Raw genomic sequence first — 20,134 nt, 5'->3', positions numbered from 1 at the left:
GGCGCTCTCGTCCCGTATTAGGGGATGAAAGCGCTTTTGATTTTGCAAAAAAGGATGAGAACGAGAATGAAAACTTCACCGCACCGCCGGAAGCACCGGCGCAGAGCCTTCCGGCGGCTGTTCTGGCTGCTGGTGCTGGCGACCCTGCTTCTGCTGCTGTGGCCCCGGCGGATCACGCTGGATGGGCTGAACAGTCCCCATGCCATTTTACTGCGGGCCGACAGCGGAGAGGTGCTGGCCGAAAAGGATGCCGACAGCACGATCTATCCGGCTTCCATGACCAAGATGATGACGGCGTTGCTGGCCATAGAAGCAAACCCGGACATCGACACGCCCGTGACCCTGCCCGAGGAGATCTTTCCGGCTCTGCAGGCCCAGAATGCCTCGCAGGCGGGGTTTCAGCCCGGGGAAACGGCCACGGTGCGGGATCTGCTGTACGGGGCCATGCTGCCCTCGGGGGCCGAGTGCTGCGAAGCGCTGGCCCGGGAGGTGAGCGGCAGCGAGGAAGCCTTTGTGGCCCGGATGAACCAGAAAGCGGCAGAGCTGGGGATGACCGCCACGCATTTCTGCAACCCCACCGGTCTGCACGACCCGGAGCATGTTTCCACCGTGCGGGATATGGCCCGGCTGACAGAAGCAGCTCTGCAGAACGAGACCTTCCGCAAGCTGTTTACCACGGAGCGGTATACCGTTCCGGCCACCAACTGCCACCCGCAGGGGTTCACGATGCACAGCACCCTGCTGAGCCAGCTGGACGGCACAGAGCTGCACAGTGGCCGGATTCTGGGTGGTAAGACCGGTTACACCGGGGAAGCAGGGCTCTGCCTTGCCAGTCTGGCCGAGGTGAAGGGCAGGGAATACATTCTGGTCACGGCCGGGGCAGGGGGAGACCACAGCACCGCGCCCTACCACATCGAGGATGCTGTAACGGTCTACCGCCGTGTGAGCCGGGGGTCCTGAACAGGGGAGCGGATGCGCTCCCTTTTTCTGTGCCCGGCTTTGTGGTACAATGGAACAAAACCATTCACAGAACAGGAGAACCATCATGCTCAAGGATTCACAGGTCGATCTTTGCGGCCGCACCGATTTTACCCGCACCGCGCCCCTGCTTGCCCGGGACGAGGCGTTTTCGTTTGCCTGCGCGGGCTGCGGCGGCTGCTGCCGGGGGCGGGAGGATATCGTGCTGTCGGGCTTTGACCTGTGGCGCATTGCGGCCCGCCTGCGCCTGCCGCCCCGCACCGTGGCCCGGGCGTTCTGTCGGGGGAGCATCGGGCGGGTCAGCCACCTGCCGGTGCTGCGGCTGGCCCCGCTGAAGGAAGAGCGCGGCAACTGCCCCTTCCTCACCGGGAACCACTGCGCCATCCACGATGCCGAGCCGCTGGTCTGCGCCCTTTACCCGCTGGCGCAGGAAATCACGAAGGACGGGCAGGTGTCCTACTTTTTGCAGCCCACCCAGTGCGGCGGGCAGGTCATTGCGGCAAGGGTGGGGGATTATCTGGCCCGTTACGATGTGCCCGCCCGGGAGGCCACCGATGTGCGCTGGGCGCAGGTGTGCATGGAGTTGGAGGATACCGTGGAGCGGCTGGAGGCTCTGTTTGAGCCGGTGTTTGCCCGGCGGATGCAGGAAAAGCTGTGGCAGGCGCTGTATTACCGCTACGACTTTGCAAAAGAGTACCGCCCCCAGCTGGAAGAAAATCTGCTCTGGCTGGACGGTGAGCTGAAAAAGCTCGAAGGAATGCAGATGCGGCACAGAACTATCGAAAAAAGTGATAGATAAAATTACTTTGATTGATAATTCGGGCTGTTTCCCGGTTGTTTTAGAGCGGAAAGTGTGATATACTTCACGAGTGTAAAGCGGCAGCGCGATGCGATGGGCCGCCTGAATACTGACTTTCATGCGGTGTCCTGTTGCCGCGAAAGTAGAATTGAGGGAGTAATATCATGCGTAAAATTTCTCGTCGTTCGTTCCTGTCTGCCGCCGCTGTCTGCGGCGCAGCTGCTGCCCTGACTGCCTGCGGCGGTTCCTCCAGCTCCACGGCTGCTTCTTCCACCGCTTCCTCTGCTGCGGCTTCTTCCGCAGCGGCTGACGGCCAGAAGTATACCGTTGGCATCTGCCAGCTGGTGGAACACGCCGCTCTGGACGCTGCCACCCAGGGCTTTGAGGATGCTCTGACCGCACAGTTCGGCGAGAATGTCACCTTTGACTTCCAGAACGCCCAGAACGATTCCGCAACCTGCGCCACCATCGCCAACGGCTTTGTTTCCGCAGGCGTTGACCTGATCATGGCAAACGCTACCCCCGCCTTGCAGGCCGCACAGGCTGCCACCGACAGCATCCCCATTCTGGGCACCTCCGTCACCGAGTACGGTGTTGCTCTGGGCCTGACCGATTTCGATGGCACCGTGGGCGGCAATGTCTCCGGTACCTCTGATCTGGCTCCGCTGGATCAGCAGGCGGATATGATCACCGAGTGGCTGCCCGAGGCCACCAAGGTGGGCCTGCTCTACTGCTCTGCCGAGGCAAACAGCCAGTATCAGGTAGACGAGGTCCAGAAGTACCTGGAGGCCAAGGGCGTTACCGCCACCCAGTACGCTTTCTCTGATTCCAACGATCTGGCTTCTGTCTGCCAGAAGGCTGCCGACGAGAACGACGCAGTGTATGTCCCCACCGACAACACCTGCGCTGCCAACACCGGCATCATCGATGGCATCTGCCGCCCGGCCAAGAAGCCCGTGTTCGCCGGTGAGGAGGGCATCTGCTCCGGCTGCGGCGTGGCGACCCTGTCCATCAGCTACTACGATCTGGGCTACACCACCGGTGAGATGGCTGCCAAGGTTCTGACCGGTGAGGCCGATATCTCCACCATGCCCGTTGAGTACACCAACGTGACCAAGAAGTACAACAAGACCATCTGCGATGATCTGGGCATGACCGTTCCCGAGGGTTACGAGGCCATTGAGGAATAACAAGTGCTCTGTCTGTTTCGCAGACAGCTCCCCTGACAGGGAAGCCGGGGCCACGCTGCGGTGACGGAGAGGCTTTACAATAAAATCAGCGGAGAAGAGCGAATTTTGGTTCTTCTCCGCTTTCCCGTATCAGAAAAAAGTGTAGTTACAGGAGGAAAACGTTTTGGATATTCTTGCAAGACTTGCCAACCTGCCCGGTGCCTTGCCCGGTGCCTGTGCGCAGGGCCTCATCTGGGGCATCATGGCCATTGGCGTGTACCTGACCTACCGCATCCTGGATGTGGCTGACCTGACCGTGGACGGTTCCTTTGGCACCGGCGGCGCGGTCTGCGTTATGTGCCTGCTCTCCGGCATGAACGTCTGGGCAGCGCTTTTCATCGCCCTGCTGGCCGGTCTGGCCACCGGCCTTGTCACCGGTCTGCTCCACACCTTTATGGGCATCCCGGCCATTCTGGCTGGCATCCTGACCCAGCTGGCCCTCTACTCCATCAACCTGAAGATCATGGGCAAGGCCAACCAGTCCATCAATGTGGACAAGTACGACCTGCTGATCTCCCTGCGCTGGGTCAAGGAGCTTGCCCTGCACAACCCCATCATCATGGTCATTCTGGTCAGCGCCGTGGTCATCGGCGTACTGTATTGGTTCTTTGGCACCGAGCTGGGCTGCGGCATCCGCGCCACCGGTTCCAACCCCGCCATGAGCCGCGCCCAGGGCATCAACACCAGCTTCAATGTGGTGCTGGGTCTGGCGGTCTCCAACGGTCTGGTGGCCCTGTCCGGCGCACTGCTGAGCCAGTATCAGGGCTTTGCTGATGTCAGCATGGGCCGTGGTGCCATCGTTATCGGCCTGGCCGCTGTCATCATCGGCGAGGCCCTGTTCAGCCGCATCTTCCACAACTTTGCCCTCAAGCTGGTGTCCGTCTCGCTGGGTGCCATCATCTACTACATCGTCATCCAGCTGGTGCTGACCCTCGGCTTTGACGCAAACCTGCTCAAGCTGCTGAGCGCCTCCGTGGTGGCGGTGTTCCTGGCCGTGCCCTATTGGAAGAGCAAGTACTTCGCAAAGCCTGCGGCAAAGAAGGCACAGAAGGAGGATGCAAAAAATGCTTGAGATCCAGAATGTTTCCAAGACCTTCAACGCTGGTACCGTCAACGAGAAAACGGCCCTGAACGGTCTGAATCTGAAATTGAACGAAGGTGATTTTGTCACCGTCATCGGCGGCAACGGCGCGGGCAAATCCACCATGCTGAACGCCGTGGCCGGTGTGTGGCCCGTGGACAGCGGCAAGATCATCATTGACGGCACCGATGTGACCAAACTGGGGGAGCACCAGCGCGCCGCCTATATCGGCCGCGTGTTCCAGGACCCCATGACCGGCACCGCCGCCACCATGCAGATCGAGGAGAACCTTGCCCTGGCCGCCCGGCGCGGTAAGCGGCGCGGCCTGAGGATCGGTATCACCAAGGCCGAGCGGGAGCGCTACCGTGAACTGCTCAAGAGCCTGGACCTGGGCTTGGAGGACCGCCTGACCGCCCGCGTGGGCCTGCTGTCCGGCGGTCAGCGCCAGGCACTGACCCTGCTCATGGCTACCATGAACAAGCCCAAGCTCCTGCTGCTGGATGAGCACACCGCCGCTCTGGACCCCAAGACGGCGCTCAAGGTGCTGACCCTCTCGGCCAAGATCGTGGAGGAGAACCACCTGACCACCATGATGATCACCCACAACATGAAGGATGCCATCAAGTACGGCAACCGCCTGATCATGATGCACGAGGGCCACATCATCTATGATGTCTCCGGGGAAGAGAAGAGGAACCTGCACGTCTCCGACCTGCTGGCCAAGTTCCAGATCGCGTCCGGCGGCGAGTTCGCCAACGACCGTATGATCCTTTCTTAAAAAAGATGAAGCGGCAATAAAGTAGTTGCTTCTTAAAGCATAGAGAACCCCCCTGCCGGGAGATCACCGGCAGGGGGGTTCTCTATTAGAGTATTGGGTTTGCGGTGTTATTTGTTCTTCTCGTTACGGTACGAATTACTTTTTGAACGCCTGCACCTGATTCCATGCTTTGATAACCTCTGTGCGGCTTACAGGATCAGTTGCTTCATAGGTTTCGCCGTTGCTCTTCGCGGCCTTGAGCAGGTCGTTCTCCACGGCCCATGCAATGGCCTTGTCAGTCTCAGTGGCATTGGCGTTCAGCACGGCGGCGGGTTCAGGCTTTCCTGCATTGTTCCACACCAGTGCAGCCAGCTCACCTCGGTTTGTTGGAATAGCTGTACCGGTTGGCAGGGCGCAAATCAGATAGAACTCAGTACCCAACTGATAGGTCTGGTAGGCCAGCACCGCGGTACCCGCGGCGGCAGTACCAATGATGAGGGTAGTGCCCAGAATGTTGGGCTCTTCCTCAATGCTTGCATCCTTTGTCATGGCTTCGATAATAACATTTTCACCCGGCATGGTAAAGGTAATGGTTTCAGCCTTGGGTTCAACAGCGTTCAGCACGCTGGCAGGCTTAATTGTCCACTGGTCAAAAGTCTGAGCATCGGAAAGAATGCTCTTATCAAAGGTTACTTCCACTGTTGCACCTTTTTCAATGGTAATGTCACCATTGTCATTGATAGTAGCATCCTTGCCGTTTACTTTTGCAATACCGCCAAGAAGGGATAGAGTGTAGGTGACCTTTTCTTCTTTCTGGGGAACATTGTAACTCCACTTAATCTGATTGCCAGTGATTTGATTCGCGGGAGCGGTATTTTCGGTCTCTTTGACATCAACTTTGACGATATAATCGCCCGGTTCCGTAGGGAGCCCGCGGTCATTCAATTTCTCACCGGGAACTTCATTTCCCTTATCATCATAAAACTTCCTATTGATGATATCATCAGCATTGACTTGAGTATTGTTCGATGTCACTTCTCCGGTTACCGCGTCAAACTTGAGGTCAACATCCGGGTCGATCACATCTTTTTGTGTCCATTTTGCAGTCAAGGTTATATCATAGTCCGGCATGGAGAAACTATAATTGCCGTTCTCATCTGGGCCGTTCAAGGATGGGGCGGTTTCTCCATCAGGAACGGTAACTTCCCAATGATTAAAGTTATAGCCGGTTTTCTTTGTGGGTGTAGGAACAGAAACGGACGAACCATAGTCGTACGAGTTCGTTTTCTTGTTTTCGTCGTTCTCCAGTGTTACAGTATGGCTATGTGCGTTCCAATGGGCATACAAGATGATGTTGCTGCTGACGGCTTCTGTAAATGTATATTTTGTGCCGCCTTCTGCCTGTGTATACCAGCCAAGAAATGTATAACCTTCTCTTACAGGGTCGGAGGGAACTACAAACGTCTGGTCATTCGGGTAGCATTTTGCGGTTACCAACTTATCTTTGCTGTAAACAGTCTGCTTGTTCACAGTGTTACTACCATTTATAGTGCCACCGTTCAAATCAAAGTTGATATCACACAGATACTGAACTTTGCTGGTTAGTGTATCATTGCCTGTTTTATTAACTCTGACTTTGTCTCAGTCTGTTTTATATCCATTATATTTTACATCATTTAGTTCTGTGCAATCTTTGAATGCGTTTCTATTTATAATGTTAATACCCTTTTCAAGGGTCACGCTTGTAAGACCTGTGCATCCATTAAACGCGTCTGAGCAGATTTCATACACACTTGTAGGTACCTTTATTTCTGTTAACCCTGTACAATCCTTAAAAGCGCTACTACTGATTCTGTAAATGCCATTTGTTAAGGTGACTTGAGATAACTTGGGATTGCTTGGAAAAGCCGCATCCATATTTTTGATGGTACTCGGAATCGTAATGCTTGTTAATTGAGAACAACCATAAAAAGCATTTGTGCCAATTTTTGTAACACCTTCAGGGATTGTAATCTCAGTTAGACTGGAACATTTAAAGAATGCACTGTCTTCAATTTCGTCCAACGTAGGAGGCAATGTAACTTCCGTAAGCGTGTTACGTACATTATTAAAAGCCCCCATTCCAATTTTTGTTACAGTATATGATTTACCATTACCATCTGAAATTGAGCTCCCAATGGTAAGTTGTGTAGGTTTTCTTGATGTACCGGAAACTGTAACCGATTCTCCATCGGCGTTAACTGTATATATGAGGTCCCCTTTAGTAATCTTATTCGGAGCCGCTGCTACTGCTCCCATGGGTAGGAATGTTAACGTTATGCTGAGTGCCACTAATAGACTGACAAACCGTTTTTTCATGGATTTCCTCGCTTTCATGGATGAGTGCCGCAGAAAAACGACATAGAATGTATGGCAAAAAAAGGTAATAATACCAATTTGAAGAATACCATGCGTGGAATTCTCTGTCAATGGAATTGTAGGAACTCACAAAAAAGTTTGGAGGAATGTACAAGAAAAGGCTTTTCCAGCATCGCGGGCAATAAAAAAAGAACCCGTCCCCGGGGAAAATCTGGGAACGGGTTGAGAGCGGAAAGCTTACCGCTTGATGTCGTAGTTCATGTTCATCAGGTTGCGGATGGAGCTGACATCATCGGTGATGTTGGCATCGCCGTGGATGGTGTGCTTGATGGCGCTGCTTGCCACGGCAAAGTTGATCATGTCCATAGCCTTATAGTTGTGCAGCATGGCGTAGATCAAGCCGCTGGCAAAGGCATCGCCGCCGCCCACGCGGTCCAGAATATTAAAGGTGTAGAGCTTGCTCTCAAAGGTGTGGCCGTCGTACCACATAAAGGCTTTGAGGCTGTTCTCGCTGCCGCTGTGGGCATAGCGCACATGGCGGGCAATGCACTTGAGGTTGGGGTAGCGGGCAATGAAATGCTGGAAGATCTCGTCCTGCTGCTCATAGCTGGGCTGCAGGGGCACGCCGTCCTTCCAGTCGCCCTTGCTGTGATCGTTGTCGTCCTTCCACAGGTGGTAGGGCTCAATGCCCAGCAGAACGTCAACATAAGGCAGACACTCGGTGCAGAAATCGCGGGCTTCCTCCCAGCTCCACAGGGTAGAGCGGAAGTTGCCGTCAAAGCTGACGGTCAGGCCCTTCTTTTTGGCCACCTTGAGCATATCGATGATGAGGCCGCGGCAGTTGGGGCCCAGTGCCGGGGTAATGCCGCTCAGGTGCAGCCAGTCGTAGCCGTCCAGCAGAGCGTCCAGATCGACCTGGGAGAAATCGTACTCGGTAATGGCACTGTGCTTGCGGTCATAAATGACCTTGGAAGCGCGGATGCCGTAGCCGGTCTCCAGATAATAAGTACCCAGCCGGTTGGAGGGGGTCTCGTTGGGCTCGGTCAGGATCATGGGGGTGCAATGCACATCGTTGGAGCGCAGCCAGCGCACCGCGCTCTTGCCCAGGCTGTTGTTGGGCACTACGCTGAAGAAGGTGCTGTCCACACCCAGGTTGGCCAGGGCCAGTGCAATGTTGGCCTCGCTGCCGCCGTAGCTGGCTTCAAAGCTGGATGCCATGCGGATCTTTTCGTAGTTCGGCGGGGTCAGACGGAGCATGATCTCGCCGCAGGTGATAAATTTCTGGCCGTTGGGCTCGCTGCCGAGGATGGGATTGTAGTGTTCCATAACGCTCCTCCTAAAAAGTCGTTTCTGGGATCCATTTCATGTGAGAACACATTGTTGTATCCATTATACCGCACAGCGCACCGGATAGCAAGCAAATGCTGTTTCGGCCGAGAGAAAAAGAAAAAGAAATTTTGGTTGTTTTGACGAAAGGGCAGGGAAAGGTGTAAACCTCTCCGTCATCATCGCTAACGCTCGATGCCACCTCCCCTAGTAGGGGAGGCCTTGGCAAAAGATTCTCTTTGCGATTTATTCGCCGCTGGCTCTGCAATCAACATCTGCCGCAAGGCAGAACATTACGCTAGCAGGGCCAAACGTAGCGAAGCGGAACCCTCGAAAACGCGACGATATGCCAATGGCTCCCCTATTAGGGGAGCTGCCGAGCGATAGCGATGGCTGAGAGGTTCAGCCCCTCGACCGGTTCACACCCCCGTCAGGTCAAAGCTGGGCGTATACTCTTCCTTTGCACTGCTCTTCTGCTGCATATAGCCAGAACTGAGGCCCAGATCCATGGCGTAGTTGACCACCCGGCGGTATTCGTAGGTGGTGATGCGCCGCCCGATGCCGTGACCTGCCGCCTGATAGAAGGGGGTGTACTGGCTCATCACGCTGGGCAGGAAGCACCCCGGGTCGGCCTTGTTCCAAGCTGCCATCTGATCGAGCACGGCAAAGCTGTCGTCCACATGGCCGGGCAGGGCAAGGTGGCGCAGGATCACGCCCCGCTGCAGGATGCCCTCGCTGTCAAAAACAGGGTGCCCGGCCTGAGCCATCATGGCTTCAATGGCGGGCCTGGCCTGTGCAAAATAGTCCGGCGCGGCAGAAAGCTCTGCCGAAAGGGCAGGGGAAACATATTTCAGGTCGGCCAGCCAGATGTCGATGAAACCGCGCCAGGCGTGCACGCTCTCCACGGTCTCGTATCCGCCGGTGTTGCAGACGATGGGCAGATGCAGCCCCTGCGCCCGGGCCAGGTCGAGGGCGGCGATGATCCAGGGCCGCCACTGCCCAGGCGTGACAAGATTGATGTTGTGGGCTCCCTGCGCCTGCAGGTCCAGAAAGATCTCGGCCAGGCGCTCTACGGTGATCTCCTTACCCAGCCCCTCGGCGCTGATGGGGTAGTTCTGGCAGAAGCAGCACTTGAGGGTGCAGCCGGAGAAGAACACTGTGCCGCTGCCCCGGGTGCCGCTGATGCAGGGCTCCTCCCAGAAGTGCAGGGCAGCGCGGGCCGCTTTCAGGGTGCGGCCCGCCCCGCAGAAGCCCGTCTGCCCGGCGGCCCGGTCGGCTTTGCACTGCCTGGGGCAGAGAGTACAGGCTTCCGGCACGGCAACAGAAATGGTTTTGGGCATAATATCCAAGTCCTTTGCAAAAGATTTGACAGAATTACTCTTGTTTATTATACCATTTATGACATGGAATGTGGTATACTATGATAGAATATTATATATCATGCAAAAATACTACATATCGGACGGAGGATATCATGCGCACCGAAAACGAGGAGATCCGGGATCATTTGAAATATCTCTCCCTGCTGGCACGGGATTACCCCTCGCAGGCAGCCGCCGCCAGTGAGATCATCAGCACCCAGGCCCTGCTCAAGCTGCCCAAGGGCACCGAACATTTTATGAGCGACCTGCATGGTGAAAACGAGGCCTTTGTCCACATCCTGAACTCGGCTTCGGGTGTCATCCGGGAAAAGGTGGATATTGTGCTGGGGGACAGTGTGCCGGAGCAGACCCGTGCCGGGCTGGCAACGCTCATCTATTACCCCAACGAGAAGCTGCCCCAGCTCAAAGCTGGGTGCGCGGATGAAGAAGCGCTTGACCACTGGTACACAGAGACCCTGCTTCAGCTCATTGATATCTGCCGGTTGGTGTCCTCCAAGCATACCCGGGAGCATGTGCGCTCCTGCCTGCCGTCCAGCTGCGGGTATATTCTGGATGAGCTGCTCCATGCCCACTTTGAGGACCACGACAAGGACCTTTATTATGGGCAGATCGTGGGCAGCATCATCGAAAATGGCCGCGCCGACCGGTTCATCGTCCGGCTGTGTGAGCTCATCAAGCGGCTGGCTGTGGACAAGCTGCACATCGTGGGCGACCTGTTTGACCGCGGCCCCCGGCCTGATATCATACTGGACCGGCTCATGCGCCACCACCATGTGGATATCCAGTGGGGCAACCATGATGTGGTCTGGATGGGTGCCGCCGCCGGAAGTCCCATCTGTGTCTGCACTGTGCTCAAAACGACACTGGCCTACCACAACCATGCCATGCTTGAGGACTGCTACGGCATCAACCTGCGGCATCTGCAGCGGATGGCCGAGCAGTTCTACGGAAATGACGACCTGACCCTCTGGATGCCCCACACCGACGCGGCGCGCGGCCCTTACACCGAGGGAATGCTCCACCGCTGTGCCGTGATGCACAAGGCCGTGACCATTCTGATGCTCAAGATGGAGTGCAAGGTCATCGACCGCAACCCGGATTTCAAGATGCAGGGTCGGGATTTCCTGCGGCACATCGATTGGAAAAAGGGAACAGTGACCCTGAACGGGCAGGCATACCCCCTGCGGGACACCAGCTTCCCCACCGTGGATCCGGCAGACCCCGCCGCCCTGAATGATGATGAGCGGCTGGTGCTCCGCAAGCTGGTGGAATCCTTCCGGCAGAGCGAGCGCTTGCAGCAGCATGTGGAATTTTTGTATGCCAAGGGCAGCGTTTACCACATCGAGAACGGCAACCTGCTCTACCACGGCGTGGTGCCCATGACCAAAAACGGCAGCTTTGCCGTGGAGCGGTTCGAGGGACACAACTACTCGGGCCGCGGCTTGATGGACTACTGTGACGAGCGGGCACGCCGCGGCTACTTTGCCCCCGAGAGCAGCGCGGCCCGGCGGAGCGGTCAGGACTTTTTGTGGTATCTGTGGTGCGGCAAGCTGTCGCCGTTGTTCGGCCGCAGCGCCATGACCACCTTTGAGCGGCTGTATATTGCCGACCCCGCCACCCACGAGGAAGTCAAGGACCCCTATTATACATGGTACAATGAAGAGGCCGCCTGCCGCCGTATCCTGGCGGAATTCGGTCTGCCCGGCACCAGCCACATCGTTAACGGCCATGTGCCGGTGCGGGAGAAGAGCGGCGAGAGTCCCATCAAGGGCGGGGGCCGTCTGGTCGTCATTGACGGCGGGTTCTGCCGCGCCTACCATGAAAAGACCGGCATTGCAGGGTACACGCTGGTGTACTCCAGCCGCACCATGTCCCTGCGGACCCATCAGCCCTTTGTCAGTGCTGAAAAGGCCGTGAACGAAAACATCGACATCGTGTCGCAGAAGAACATTCTGGAAACGGAGAACCACCGCATTCTGGTGGAAGAGACGGACGAGGGCGAGATCCTGCGGGAGCGGGTGCATGACCTGAAACAGCTGGTCAAGGCCTATCAACTGGGCTGGATCAAGGAGACTTGCAGCGAGGATTGCGTCTGGTAAGGGGCGCTGATTGTAAAATTTTTGAAATAAGAAACAAAAATGTCGAATATCTCCGCAGATTCTGGGCAAAACAGAAAATAATCGGGCAGGGGAAAAGGGGGCTTTGCTTTTTGCCCGAAGTTGTGTATAATAAGATAGTTGTATCGTGAGGGTGTGTGCCCAGCGGTGCGCGGAGAGATCAAGCAAGAACCCTGAGTGGCCCTGCCGCTGGCGGGCCTGCGACAAGGAGATTATAAAATTGGAAAAGTTTGTTATTACGGGCGGCAAGCCCCTGCATGGCGAAGTTACCATTTCCGGTGCAAAAAATGCGGCTGTGGGCATTCTGCCTGCCACCATTCTGGCGGCAGATGTCTGTGTGATCGAAAACCTGCCGGACATCAGTGATGTGGCAGTCAGCCTGAAGATCCTGAGCACCCTGGGTGCCAGCATCAAGATGCTGAACCGCAATACCTACGAGATCGACACCACCCACCTGAACAGCACCAACGTCCCGGACGATCTGTCCCGCCAGATGCGTGCCAGCTACTACTTCCTGGGTGCGCTGCTCTCCCGCTTTGGCAAGGCACAGGTGGCCATGCCCGGCGGCTGCAATCTGGGCCCCCGCCCCATCGACCAGCACCTCAAGGTGTTCAGCGCACTGGGTGCAGAGGACAGCGTGGACTACGGCATGATCACCGTGCGTGCCAAGGAACTGAACGGTGCCCATATCTTCTTTGATAAGGTCAGCGTGGGCGCTACCATGAACGGTATGCTCTCCGCTGTGATGGCACAGGGCCAGACCATTCTGGAAAACTGCGCCAAGGAGCCCCATGTCGTTGATCTGGCGAACTTTTTGAATATGTGCGGCGCGGATGTGCGCGGTGCCGGCACCGATGTGATCAAGGTGCGCGGCGTGGAAAAGATGCACGGTTGCACTTACAGCATCATCCCTGACCAGATCGAGGCGGGCAGCTACATGGTTGCCGCTGCTGCCACCGGCGGCGACGTTCTGATCAAAAATGTCACCCCCAAGCATCTGGAACCCATCACGGCAAAGCTCCGCCGTGCCGGTGTGGATGTGGAGGAATTCGATGATTCCGTCCGCGTCTCCCGCAAGGGCGATATCCTGCCGCTGAAGATCAACACCATGCCCCACCCGGGCTTCCCCACCGATATGCAGCCCCTGATGGGTGTGCTGCTCAGCGTGGCAAAGGGTACCTCCACCATCACCGAGAGCGTGTGGGATAACCGCTTCCGCTATGTGGACGAGCTGCGCAAGATGGGCGCAGTGGTGCAGGTGGACGGTCAGGTGGCCGTGTTTGAGGGTGTGGACAAACTGAACCCCGCCCCCCTGCGCGCTTCTGACCTGCGTGCCGGTGCGGCCATGGTCGTTGCTGCCCTGATGGCAGACGGCACCAGCGAGATCGAGGAGATCGGCCACATTGAGCGCGGCTATGAGAACATCGTGGAAAAGCTGCGCGGCCTGGGCGCTGAGATCAGCAAGGTGGAGCGGATGCCCGCCGCACTGGAATCGGCAATGTGATCATTCAGAACCTCTCAGTCTGTTTTGCAGAAGTTCCCCTGACAGGGAGCTTTTGTGAAGCAACGACGGAGAGGTTCGTTTCTTGAGGTTTGAAATGTCTGAATTCATCTCGTTATACTCTGGCTCCTCCGGCAACTGCAGCGTGGTGCGCACGGGGGAAAAGTACATCATCATTGATATGGGAAAGGGTGTGCGCACTACCTCGGCGGCACTCAAGGAGCTGGGCCTGAACATCAGCGATTGTGCGGGCATTCTGGTCACCCACGAGCACTCTGACCACGTCAAGGGGCTGGCTACCTTCCTCAAAAAGAATCCGCTGCCGGTATACGGCGCAGACGATACGCTGGATTTTCTGGATGCAAGCGGCATTGTGCCCGCCACCTGTGAGCTGCGCACCCTGTCCGGCGGGGAAGAGGATGTGGGAGATTTCGGCGTGACGATGTTCCCCACCAGCCATGACGTGCCCTGCGTGGGCTACCGCATCCACACCCCGGACAACAAGACCATGACCATTGCCACCGACCTGGGAGTCCTGACCCCGCCGGTGCATCAGGCCCTGAGCGGCTGTGACCTGGTGGCGCTGGAAAGCAACTACGACCTCCACATGCTCCGCAGCGGGCGGTATCCTTACTACCTGCGCTCCCGCATCGAGTCCAACCGGGGCCACCTCTCCAACGATGAGTGCTCGGCAAAGCTGCTGGAGCTGATCCAGGAGGGATGCAAGAAGTTTGCCCTCTGCCATCTCTCGCAGGAGAACAACACCCCAGCGCTTGCTTTGCAGACCATGTTCAACACCCTGGGTGCGGCAGGTGTCGTGCCGGAAAAGGACTGCATCGTGCAGGCTCAGCGCCGCAATGAGATCAGCCCCACGCTTACATTTTAAGAAAAAAAGGCCCTCTCCATCATTGCTTTACAAAGCATGACGGAGAGGGCCTTTTTTGTTGTTATGCCAGATCCGGCAGGATATCGGGCCAGAGGGCCTGCTCCTGCCGCAGATCGGTGAAAACGCAGTCCAGATAGATCTTGTTTACAGCCGAGATGATGGTGCTGCGCAGGAGCGTGCGTGCATCATCAACATCCGGCTCCAGCTCGGAAAAGCTTTTGGTCAGGCCGAACACATAGGGCAGGTAGTTCTCCAGCTCATCGCAAAAGGTATCATACGCCTGCGCGGAGGTATAATGCGCCCGCTGCATCTTGAACAGGCTGTCGATATTTTCCATGGACAGGACGTTTTTAGAAACTACGATGTAGATCAGGCAGGCCAGCTGATCCCGGGTATACTTCTTTTTGATGGGGTGGCTGATGATCCCTTTCTTAACGTAGTTGCTCACCATGGAAGCGGTGAGCTCCACCCCCTGAAATGTGCGGAAACACCCGTTGACAAACTGTACACTCTGATCCAGATAAAGCCCTACGGTGGGGAGTTCTGCATACCGGGGCAGGGCAAACCCTGCGGCGCAGGCCGCAACGCGGCGGTTTGATTCTAATTTCATGCGGACAGTATACCATGTTTTGGAAATGTGGTCAACAGGAAATTAAAAACTTTTGAAATAATTCAAGAAAACAGTTGACAGGTTTTTGAAAAACTGATATAGTGATTCAGACAACAGGAAAAACTGCGGCATCCGCTGCCGCCGGAATGGAGATAAATGCTTATGAACACCAAGATTGTTGTGGATTCCTCCGCCAGCCTGTACACTTTGCAGGGCGTGGATTTTGAATGCGTTCCCCTGAAGATCATCACCGACGATGCCGAATATCTGGACAACGGCACAATGGATGCCTTGGGCATGGCCCAGACCCTGCGTACCTATAAGGGCAAGACCTCGACTTCCTGCCCCAACGTCAGCGACTGGCTGGCCGCCTACGAGGGAGCCGACGAGGTGTATGCCATCACCATCACGGGCACTCTGTCCGGCAGCTACAATGCCGCCCAGCTGGCCGCCGAGGAGTACCAGCAGGAGAATCCCGGCAAGCGGGTGTTCGTGCTGGACAGCCTTTCCACCGGCCCGGAGCAGCGCCTGCTGGCCGAGCATCTGCGGGATCTGCTGGCTGAGGGCAAGGAGTTTGACGAGATCTGTGAAGAGATGCTCCGCTACCACAAGCACACCCATCTGCTCTTTTCGCTGGAGTCGCTGGCCAATCTGGCCCGCAATGGCCGCGTGAAGCCTGCCGTTGCTGCTGTGGCGCGGATGCTGGGCATCCGGGTCATCGGACAGGCAAGTGAGGCCGGGGAGCTGGATGTTCTCTGCAAGACCCGTGGTGAGCATGGTGCGCTGGAACGCATCGTGCTGGAACTCAAGGAGCACGGCTACACCAACGGCAGGCTCCATATCTCTCACTGCGGCAATCCCGCTGCCGCCGAGCGCCTGAAGCACATGGTAAAGGCTGTGTTTGATGGAGCAAAGGTGGACATCAGCGAATGCGGCGGTCTGTGCAGCTATTATGCAGAGCTGGGCGGCCTGCTGGTTGGTTATGAGGACGCGGAAGCATAAGCGAACGGCCCTCGGAAAAATTCTGCCCACGATTGAATAGGCGCTCATAGCGGGGAAAGCCGTTGTGGGCGCTTTTTTGTTTGCAAAATCTTCCGCTCTGCGCTATACTAACAGCATCAAAAATCGCCGTGGGCGGCAGGGGAGGGATACCACATGTTCAGATTGCCTATCGTCAAGTTTTTCAACCGCATCTTCAACCGTGTCACGATCACAGTGGTGCTGGTGGCTTTACAGGTGCTCTGGCTGCTCTGGGCGTTCTGGTCGTTCACGGCGGGGCGGGTCTGGCTGAACGGTGCCCTGAAGGCGCTGAGCATCATGATCGTGCTGTATCTGGTGCGCAAGGATGAAAACAGTGCTTATAAGATCGGCTGGATCGTTCTGATCGGTCTTCTGCCCCTGCTGGGCGGTGCGCTTTATCTGGCTTTTGGCAACAAGGCCCCCGCCAAGTATCTGCGGGAGCGGATGCAGAAGGTGGAACAGGCCCATCAGACCGAGCTTGCCCAGCCTGAGGGCCAGACCGATGCGCTGGATATCTCCAGCCGGAACCTGAGCCGCTATGTGGCAAAGTTCGGGCCGTATCCGGCCTGGAAGGATACCGCTGCTCACTACTTTTCCTGCGGGGAGGAGATGTATCCCCAGCTGCTGGCGGATCTGGACAAGGCGGAAAAATTTATCTTTCTGGAATTTTTTATCCTCCGTTCCGGCAAAATGTGGGACGGTGTGGAGCAGATCCTCCGCCGCAAGGCCGCCCAGGGCGTGGATGTGCGGCTGATCTACGATGATTTTGGCAGCTTGCTGGGCCTGCCCAGTGATTTTGTCATCCGCATGGAGAAGGCGCACATCCGCTGCATCCCTTTCAACCCGGTGGTGCCGCTGGTCTCGCTGGTGATGAACCACCGCGACCACCGCAAGATCGTGGTGGTTGACGGCAATGTGGCCTACACCGGTGGTGTGAATCTGGCGGATGAGTATATCAATGCCGAGCAGCGCTTTGGCTACTGGAAGGATGCGGCCATCCGTCTGGAGGGTGCCGCTGTCTGGAACTTTACCGTGATGTTCCTCAATGTATGGAATGCCTTCCGCCCGCAGGAGACCGATTACACCGCCTTTGCGCCTACCCGCCTGCCCGCAGTGCAGGATGGCGTGGTGCAGCCCTACGCGGACAGCCCGCTGGACGAGGAACCGCTGGCCGAGACGGTCTATCTGGACATCCTCTCTCAGGCCCAGAGATATGTTTATATCTACACGCCCTACCTGGCCGTGGGCGAGGAGATGCTGGATGCTCTGAAAAATGCGGCCAAGCGCGGGGTGGACGTGCGGCTCATCCTGCCCGGGATCCCGGATAAGAAGCTGGTATTCCGGCTCAGCCGTTCCTACTATCTGCCCCTGCTCAGGGCGGGCGTGCGCATTTATGAATTCACGCCCGGTTTCCTCCACGCCAAGTGCTATGTCAGCGATGACCGTGTCGCCGCGGTGGGCAGCATCAATATGGATTATCGGAGCCTGTTCCTCCACTTTGAATGCGGAACACTGCTTTTCCATAACAGCCAGATCGCCGCACTGCGGAAGGATGTGGAGCGCACCCTGCCGCAGTGCCAGGAGATCATGCGCTCCGACTGCCGCACCAATCTGCCGGGCACAGCACTGGACAGCGTGCTGCGGCTGCTGAGTCCGTTGATGTAAGCGGCTGCGCGCAGCACTCTGGGAGCTTTTCCACGCAAGTGAAACGGGCCATTCCATCGCCCGCCCTATTGCCTGCGGCAACAGGGTCCCACCCCAGCGGACACTTGCTTTGGAAAACTCCCGTCGGCTGCGTAATCTTACGCTCTTCTGGACATACTATGGGGCAAAGGCCCAACGGGCCGTGTGGAAAGGGAGCGTATCTATGAATCAGAACCATCGGGCTCTTTGGAGCTGTGCCATGGCGGCGGCGCTGCTGCTGACCGCCTGCGGCAAAACGAACGCCGGGTCGGGCAGCTCCGGCAGCATGAGCGGAAGCAGCGGCACATCCTCCGCACAGACCCAGACAGCGGCATGGAAAACCGGTCTGGGTGTGGTGACAGAGGCTACCGATCAGGACAGGGCAGGGAAAATTGAGCTGGCAGCGGCCGCTGTCCTGCTGGATGGCGAGGGGAAACTGGAGAGTGTTCTGCTGGACGAGCTGGAAGTGTCTGTTTCGGCGGACAGCACCGGCCATGTGACCCTGCCCACCGACTGGCGCACCAAGCGGCAGAAGGGGGACGATTACCCGCTGGCCGAGGTCTCTTCCCTGAAAAAGGGCTGGGCGGAACAGGCGGATGCCTTTGCCAGTTACCTGATCGGCATGACCCCGGAACAGGTCTCCATGCTCAAAGTGGATAAGGATGGCAAGCCCACGGATGCCGATCTGCTGAGCGGTTGCACCATTGCTGTGGATCGCTACCGGGATGCCGTGACCCGGGCTTGCGCCAATGCCAGGACACTGGGTGCCGCCAAGGGCGACAGGGTCGCGCTGGGCATCGAAGCGGTGAACGGGACTTCGGACATCACCGCCACCGATGACAAGGATGTGAATGCGCAGGTGGATGTGAGCATCGTGGCACTGACCACCGATACAGACCGCCGTGTGACCAGCGCCATTGCGGATATGGCTGAGCCGGCCCTGACGGTGGTGTCGGACGGCGGTGTGACAGCCCCGGACCTCGTCAAGACCAAGCTGGAGCTGGGCGAGGACTATGGGATGCGCGGCGCATCGGCGCTGGGCAAGGAGTGGTATGAGCACAGCGAGGGCTTCTGCGATGCCCTCAAGGGCAAGACCCGCACCGAGATCGCTGGGCTTTCCGGCGGCGATGCCGACCTGAAGGCTCTGTGTACCATTGACATCACCGATCTGCAAAAGGCGGCGCTGGATGCCCTGAGCTGAGGAGGAAGCCCATTCAGTCCTGCAATCGCGCACCGGCTCTCCCGGATAGGGGGGCGGTGGCATTCCGCTGAATTTTCAGAGAGAAACATCTCGCCGCGTCTGGCAGCTGCCGACGCGGCGTTTTTGTTTTGTCAAAATGACCGCTTTGCCGTGGTAAAGCGGTAAAGATTTGAGCAAACTGCGAAAAATCAGTTTTCCCCCTTGCAAAACGGCAGAAAACGCGCTATTCTATAACCACAGTTTAGCAATTTAGCATGGTAAAGCAATAAAACAAGGCTGCTTGCCACTGAGGGAGGAACCGTATATGAAACGTCTTGTATCCGCATTTCTGGCCGGTGCCATGGCACTGAGCCTTGCCGCCTGCGGCGGTGCCGCTTCCACTTCCACTGCCGCATCTGCTTCGGCCTCTGCTTCCGGCAGTGCCGCCGTTTCCCAGACCGCAGGCAGCGACCTGGATTACATCAAGGGCAAGGGGAAGCTGGTCATTGGCTACACTGTTTACGAGCCCATGAACTACACCGATGCCGATGGCAACTTCACCGGTTTTGATACCGAGCTGGCCACTGCTGTCTGCGAAAAGCTGGGCGTGGAGCCGGAGTTTGTGGAGATCAACTGGGATACCAAGGTCGTGGAGCTGGATGCCAAGAGCATCGACTGCATCTGGAACGGTATGACCCTGACCGATGACATTATGCAGAACACCGCTACCACCAAGGCTTATGCAAAGAATGCACAGGTGGTCGTTGTGAAAGATGGCACCGATTATACCTCTACCGCTGACCTGGTGGGTAAGACCGTGGTCGCCGAGGCTGGTTCCGCCGGTGAGGCCGCCATTGAGGGAGACGAGAACCTGGCACAGGCTGATTACGTTTCCAAGAGCGTTCAGACCGACTGTCTGATGGAAGTTGCCGCAGGCACTGCCGATGCCGCTGTACTTGACCTGACCCTGGCCAACGCCATGATCGGTGAGGGCACTGACTATGCCGACCTGAAGATCGTGGACGAGCTGAACGCCGAGGAGTACGGTGTGGCATTCCGCAAGGGCAGTGATGCTGCCGCCGCTGTGGATGAGGCCTTTGATGCACTGAAGGCCGATGGTACCATGCAGGCACTGGCCGATAAGTACGATCTGGCACTGGCTGACTGAATTTGTTGAAAAACTCCTTCCGTCATCGCTATGCGATGCAACCTCCCTCGGTGAGGGAG

Annotated in this window: 17 protein-coding genes; 12 read left to right on the top strand and 5 right to left on the bottom strand. The window is 57.1% G+C overall.

Annotation, left to right across the window (positions count from 1 at the left end):
- Positions 1 to 66 precede the first annotated feature (66 nt).
- From MTP40_RS08245 to MTP40_RS08225, 5 genes are all read left to right on the top strand, one after another.
- Entirely contained in the window at positions 67 to 960 is an 894-nt protein-coding gene (locus MTP40_RS08245) for a D-alanyl-D-alanine carboxypeptidase family protein (protein WP_249259161.1), read from the top strand.
- Between the two features lie 85 nt (positions 961 to 1,045).
- Complete coding sequence (locus MTP40_RS08240) at positions 1,046 to 1,777, top strand: YkgJ family cysteine cluster protein (protein WP_249259160.1); 732 nt, start codon at positions 1,046 to 1,048, stop codon at positions 1,775 to 1,777.
- A gap of 164 nt (positions 1,778 to 1,941) precedes the next feature.
- The gene (locus MTP40_RS08235; RefSeq protein WP_098922116.1) at positions 1,942 to 2,967 is read left to right on the top strand and encodes an ABC transporter substrate-binding protein; all 1,026 of its coding nucleotides are present in this window, start codon (positions 1,942 to 1,944) and stop codon (positions 2,965 to 2,967) included.
- Positions 2,968 to 3,130: 163 nt separating this feature from the next.
- Complete coding sequence (locus MTP40_RS08230) at positions 3,131 to 4,078, top strand: ABC transporter permease (RefSeq protein ID WP_098922117.1); 948 nt, start codon at positions 3,131 to 3,133, stop codon at positions 4,076 to 4,078.
- Positions 4,071 to 4,865, top strand: a complete 795-nt coding sequence (locus MTP40_RS08225; RefSeq protein WP_249259159.1) for an ABC transporter ATP-binding protein — start codon at positions 4,071 to 4,073, stop codon at positions 4,863 to 4,865. The genes MTP40_RS08230 and MTP40_RS08225 overlap by 8 nt, the downstream gene beginning before the upstream one ends.
- A gap of 135 nt (positions 4,866 to 5,000) precedes the next feature.
- On the opposite strand, the gene MTP40_RS08220 is transcribed toward MTP40_RS08225, so the two are convergent.
- The 4 genes from MTP40_RS08220 to MTP40_RS08205 form a co-directional block, all read right to left on the bottom strand.
- The gene (locus tag MTP40_RS08220; RefSeq protein ID WP_256469135.1) at positions 5,001 to 6,407 is read right to left on the bottom strand and encodes an InlB B-repeat-containing protein; all 1,407 of its coding nucleotides are present in this window, start codon (positions 6,405 to 6,407) and stop codon (positions 5,001 to 5,003) included.
- A gap of 78 nt (positions 6,408 to 6,485) precedes the next feature.
- Entirely contained in the window at positions 6,486 to 7,202 is a 717-nt protein-coding gene (locus MTP40_RS08215) for a leucine-rich repeat domain-containing protein (RefSeq protein WP_249259157.1), read from the bottom strand.
- Positions 7,203 to 7,439: 237 nt separating this feature from the next.
- Positions 7,440 to 8,528 (bottom strand): sugar kinase, encoded by a 1,089-nt coding sequence (locus tag MTP40_RS08210; RefSeq protein ID WP_117477422.1) that lies wholly within the window; start codon positions 8,526 to 8,528, stop codon positions 7,440 to 7,442.
- A 419-nt stretch (positions 8,529 to 8,947) separates the two neighbouring features.
- Positions 8,948 to 9,868, bottom strand: a complete 921-nt coding sequence (locus MTP40_RS08205) for a radical SAM protein (protein WP_249259156.1) — start codon at positions 9,866 to 9,868, stop codon at positions 8,948 to 8,950.
- A gap of 134 nt (positions 9,869 to 10,002) precedes the next feature.
- On the opposite strand from MTP40_RS08205, the gene MTP40_RS08200 reads away from it, so the two are divergent.
- From MTP40_RS08200 to MTP40_RS08190, 3 genes are all read left to right on the top strand, one after another.
- Positions 10,003 to 12,009 (top strand): fructose-1,6-bisphosphatase, encoded by a 2,007-nt coding sequence (locus MTP40_RS08200; protein WP_156065908.1) that lies wholly within the window; start codon positions 10,003 to 10,005, stop codon positions 12,007 to 12,009.
- 238 nt (positions 12,010 to 12,247) lie between these two features.
- Positions 12,248 to 13,531 (top strand): UDP-N-acetylglucosamine 1-carboxyvinyltransferase, encoded by a 1,284-nt coding sequence (locus tag MTP40_RS08195; RefSeq protein ID WP_097773760.1) that lies wholly within the window; start codon positions 12,248 to 12,250, stop codon positions 13,529 to 13,531.
- Positions 13,532 to 13,625: 94 nt separating this feature from the next.
- On the top strand, positions 13,626 to 14,414 hold the full coding sequence (locus MTP40_RS08190) for an MBL fold metallo-hydrolase (RefSeq protein ID WP_097773761.1): 789 nt from the start codon (positions 13,626 to 13,628) through the stop codon (positions 14,412 to 14,414).
- Between the two features lie 61 nt (positions 14,415 to 14,475).
- On the opposite strand, the gene MTP40_RS08185 is transcribed toward MTP40_RS08190, so the two are convergent.
- Entirely contained in the window at positions 14,476 to 15,024 is a 549-nt protein-coding gene (locus tag MTP40_RS08185) for a DUF1836 domain-containing protein (protein ID WP_005936372.1), read from the bottom strand.
- Between the two features lie 162 nt (positions 15,025 to 15,186).
- On the opposite strand from MTP40_RS08185, the gene MTP40_RS08180 reads away from it, so the two are divergent.
- The 4 genes from MTP40_RS08180 to MTP40_RS08165 all read left to right on the top strand — a co-directional run bounded on the left by MTP40_RS08180 (position 15,187) and on the right by MTP40_RS08165 (position 20,075).
- Complete coding sequence (locus MTP40_RS08180; RefSeq protein WP_242699397.1) at positions 15,187 to 16,026, top strand: DegV family protein; 840 nt, start codon at positions 15,187 to 15,189, stop codon at positions 16,024 to 16,026.
- A gap of 153 nt (positions 16,027 to 16,179) precedes the next feature.
- Positions 16,180 to 17,709, top strand: coding sequence for a cardiolipin synthase (gene cls / locus MTP40_RS08175; protein ID WP_249259155.1), 1,530 nt, complete (start codon positions 16,180 to 16,182; stop codon positions 17,707 to 17,709).
- A 202-nt stretch (positions 17,710 to 17,911) separates the two neighbouring features.
- Positions 17,912 to 18,928, top strand: coding sequence for a hypothetical protein (locus tag MTP40_RS08170; protein ID WP_249259154.1), 1,017 nt, complete (start codon positions 17,912 to 17,914; stop codon positions 18,926 to 18,928).
- 304 nt (positions 18,929 to 19,232) lie between these two features.
- On the top strand, positions 19,233 to 20,075 hold the full coding sequence (locus MTP40_RS08165; RefSeq protein ID WP_249259153.1) for a transporter substrate-binding domain-containing protein: 843 nt from the start codon (positions 19,233 to 19,235) through the stop codon (positions 20,073 to 20,075).
- The last annotated feature ends 59 nt before the right edge of the window (positions 20,076 to 20,134 follow it).

It is taken from the genome of Faecalibacterium sp. IP-3-29, from assembly GCF_023347335.1.
GTDB classification, from domain to species: domain Bacteria; phylum Bacillota; class Clostridia; order Oscillospirales; family Ruminococcaceae; genus Faecalibacterium; species Faecalibacterium duncaniae.
The sequence above is the reverse complement of the archived record's forward strand: the minus strand, read 5'-3'. Positions and strand labels throughout refer to the sequence as shown.

What these genes read in the sequence shown, in the direction of transcription:
- MTP40_RS08240 (WP_249259160.1), top strand. Translation starts at nt 1,046, where the DNA reads ATGCTCAAGGATTCACAGGTCGATCTTTGCGGCCGCACCGATTTTACC.
- MTP40_RS08235 (WP_098922116.1), top strand. Translation starts at nt 1,942, where the DNA reads ATGCGTAAAATTTCTCGTCGTTCGTTCCTGTCTGCCGCCGCTGTCTGC.
- MTP40_RS08215 (WP_249259157.1), bottom strand. Translation starts at nt 7,202, where the DNA reads ATGAAAAAACGGTTTGTCAGTCTATTAGTGGCACTCAGCATAACGTTA.
- MTP40_RS08180 (WP_242699397.1), top strand. Translation starts at nt 15,187, where the DNA reads ATGAACACCAAGATTGTTGTGGATTCCTCCGCCAGCCTGTACACTTTG.
- MTP40_RS08190 (WP_097773761.1), top strand. Translation starts at nt 13,626, where the DNA reads ATGTCTGAATTCATCTCGTTATACTCTGGCTCCTCCGGCAACTGCAGC.
- MTP40_RS08170 (WP_249259154.1), top strand. Translation starts at nt 17,912, where the DNA reads ATGAATCAGAACCATCGGGCTCTTTGGAGCTGTGCCATGGCGGCGGCG.
- MTP40_RS08200 (WP_156065908.1), top strand. Translation starts at nt 10,003, where the DNA reads ATGCGCACCGAAAACGAGGAGATCCGGGATCATTTGAAATATCTCTCC.
- MTP40_RS08245 (WP_249259161.1), top strand. Translation starts at nt 67, where the DNA reads ATGAAAACTTCACCGCACCGCCGGAAGCACCGGCGCAGAGCCTTCCGG.
- cls (WP_249259155.1), top strand. Translation starts at nt 16,180, where the DNA reads ATGTTCAGATTGCCTATCGTCAAGTTTTTCAACCGCATCTTCAACCGT.
- MTP40_RS08205 (WP_249259156.1), bottom strand. Translation starts at nt 9,868, where the DNA reads ATGCCCAAAACCATTTCTGTTGCCGTGCCGGAAGCCTGTACTCTCTGC.
- MTP40_RS08185 (WP_005936372.1), bottom strand. Translation starts at nt 15,024, where the DNA reads ATGAAATTAGAATCAAACCGCCGCGTTGCGGCCTGCGCCGCAGGGTTT.
- MTP40_RS08165 (WP_249259153.1), top strand. Translation starts at nt 19,233, where the DNA reads ATGAAACGTCTTGTATCCGCATTTCTGGCCGGTGCCATGGCACTGAGC.
- MTP40_RS08225 (WP_249259159.1), top strand. Translation starts at nt 4,071, where the DNA reads ATGCTTGAGATCCAGAATGTTTCCAAGACCTTCAACGCTGGTACCGTC.
- MTP40_RS08210 (WP_117477422.1), bottom strand. Translation starts at nt 8,528, where the DNA reads ATGGAACACTACAATCCCATCCTCGGCAGCGAGCCCAACGGCCAGAAA.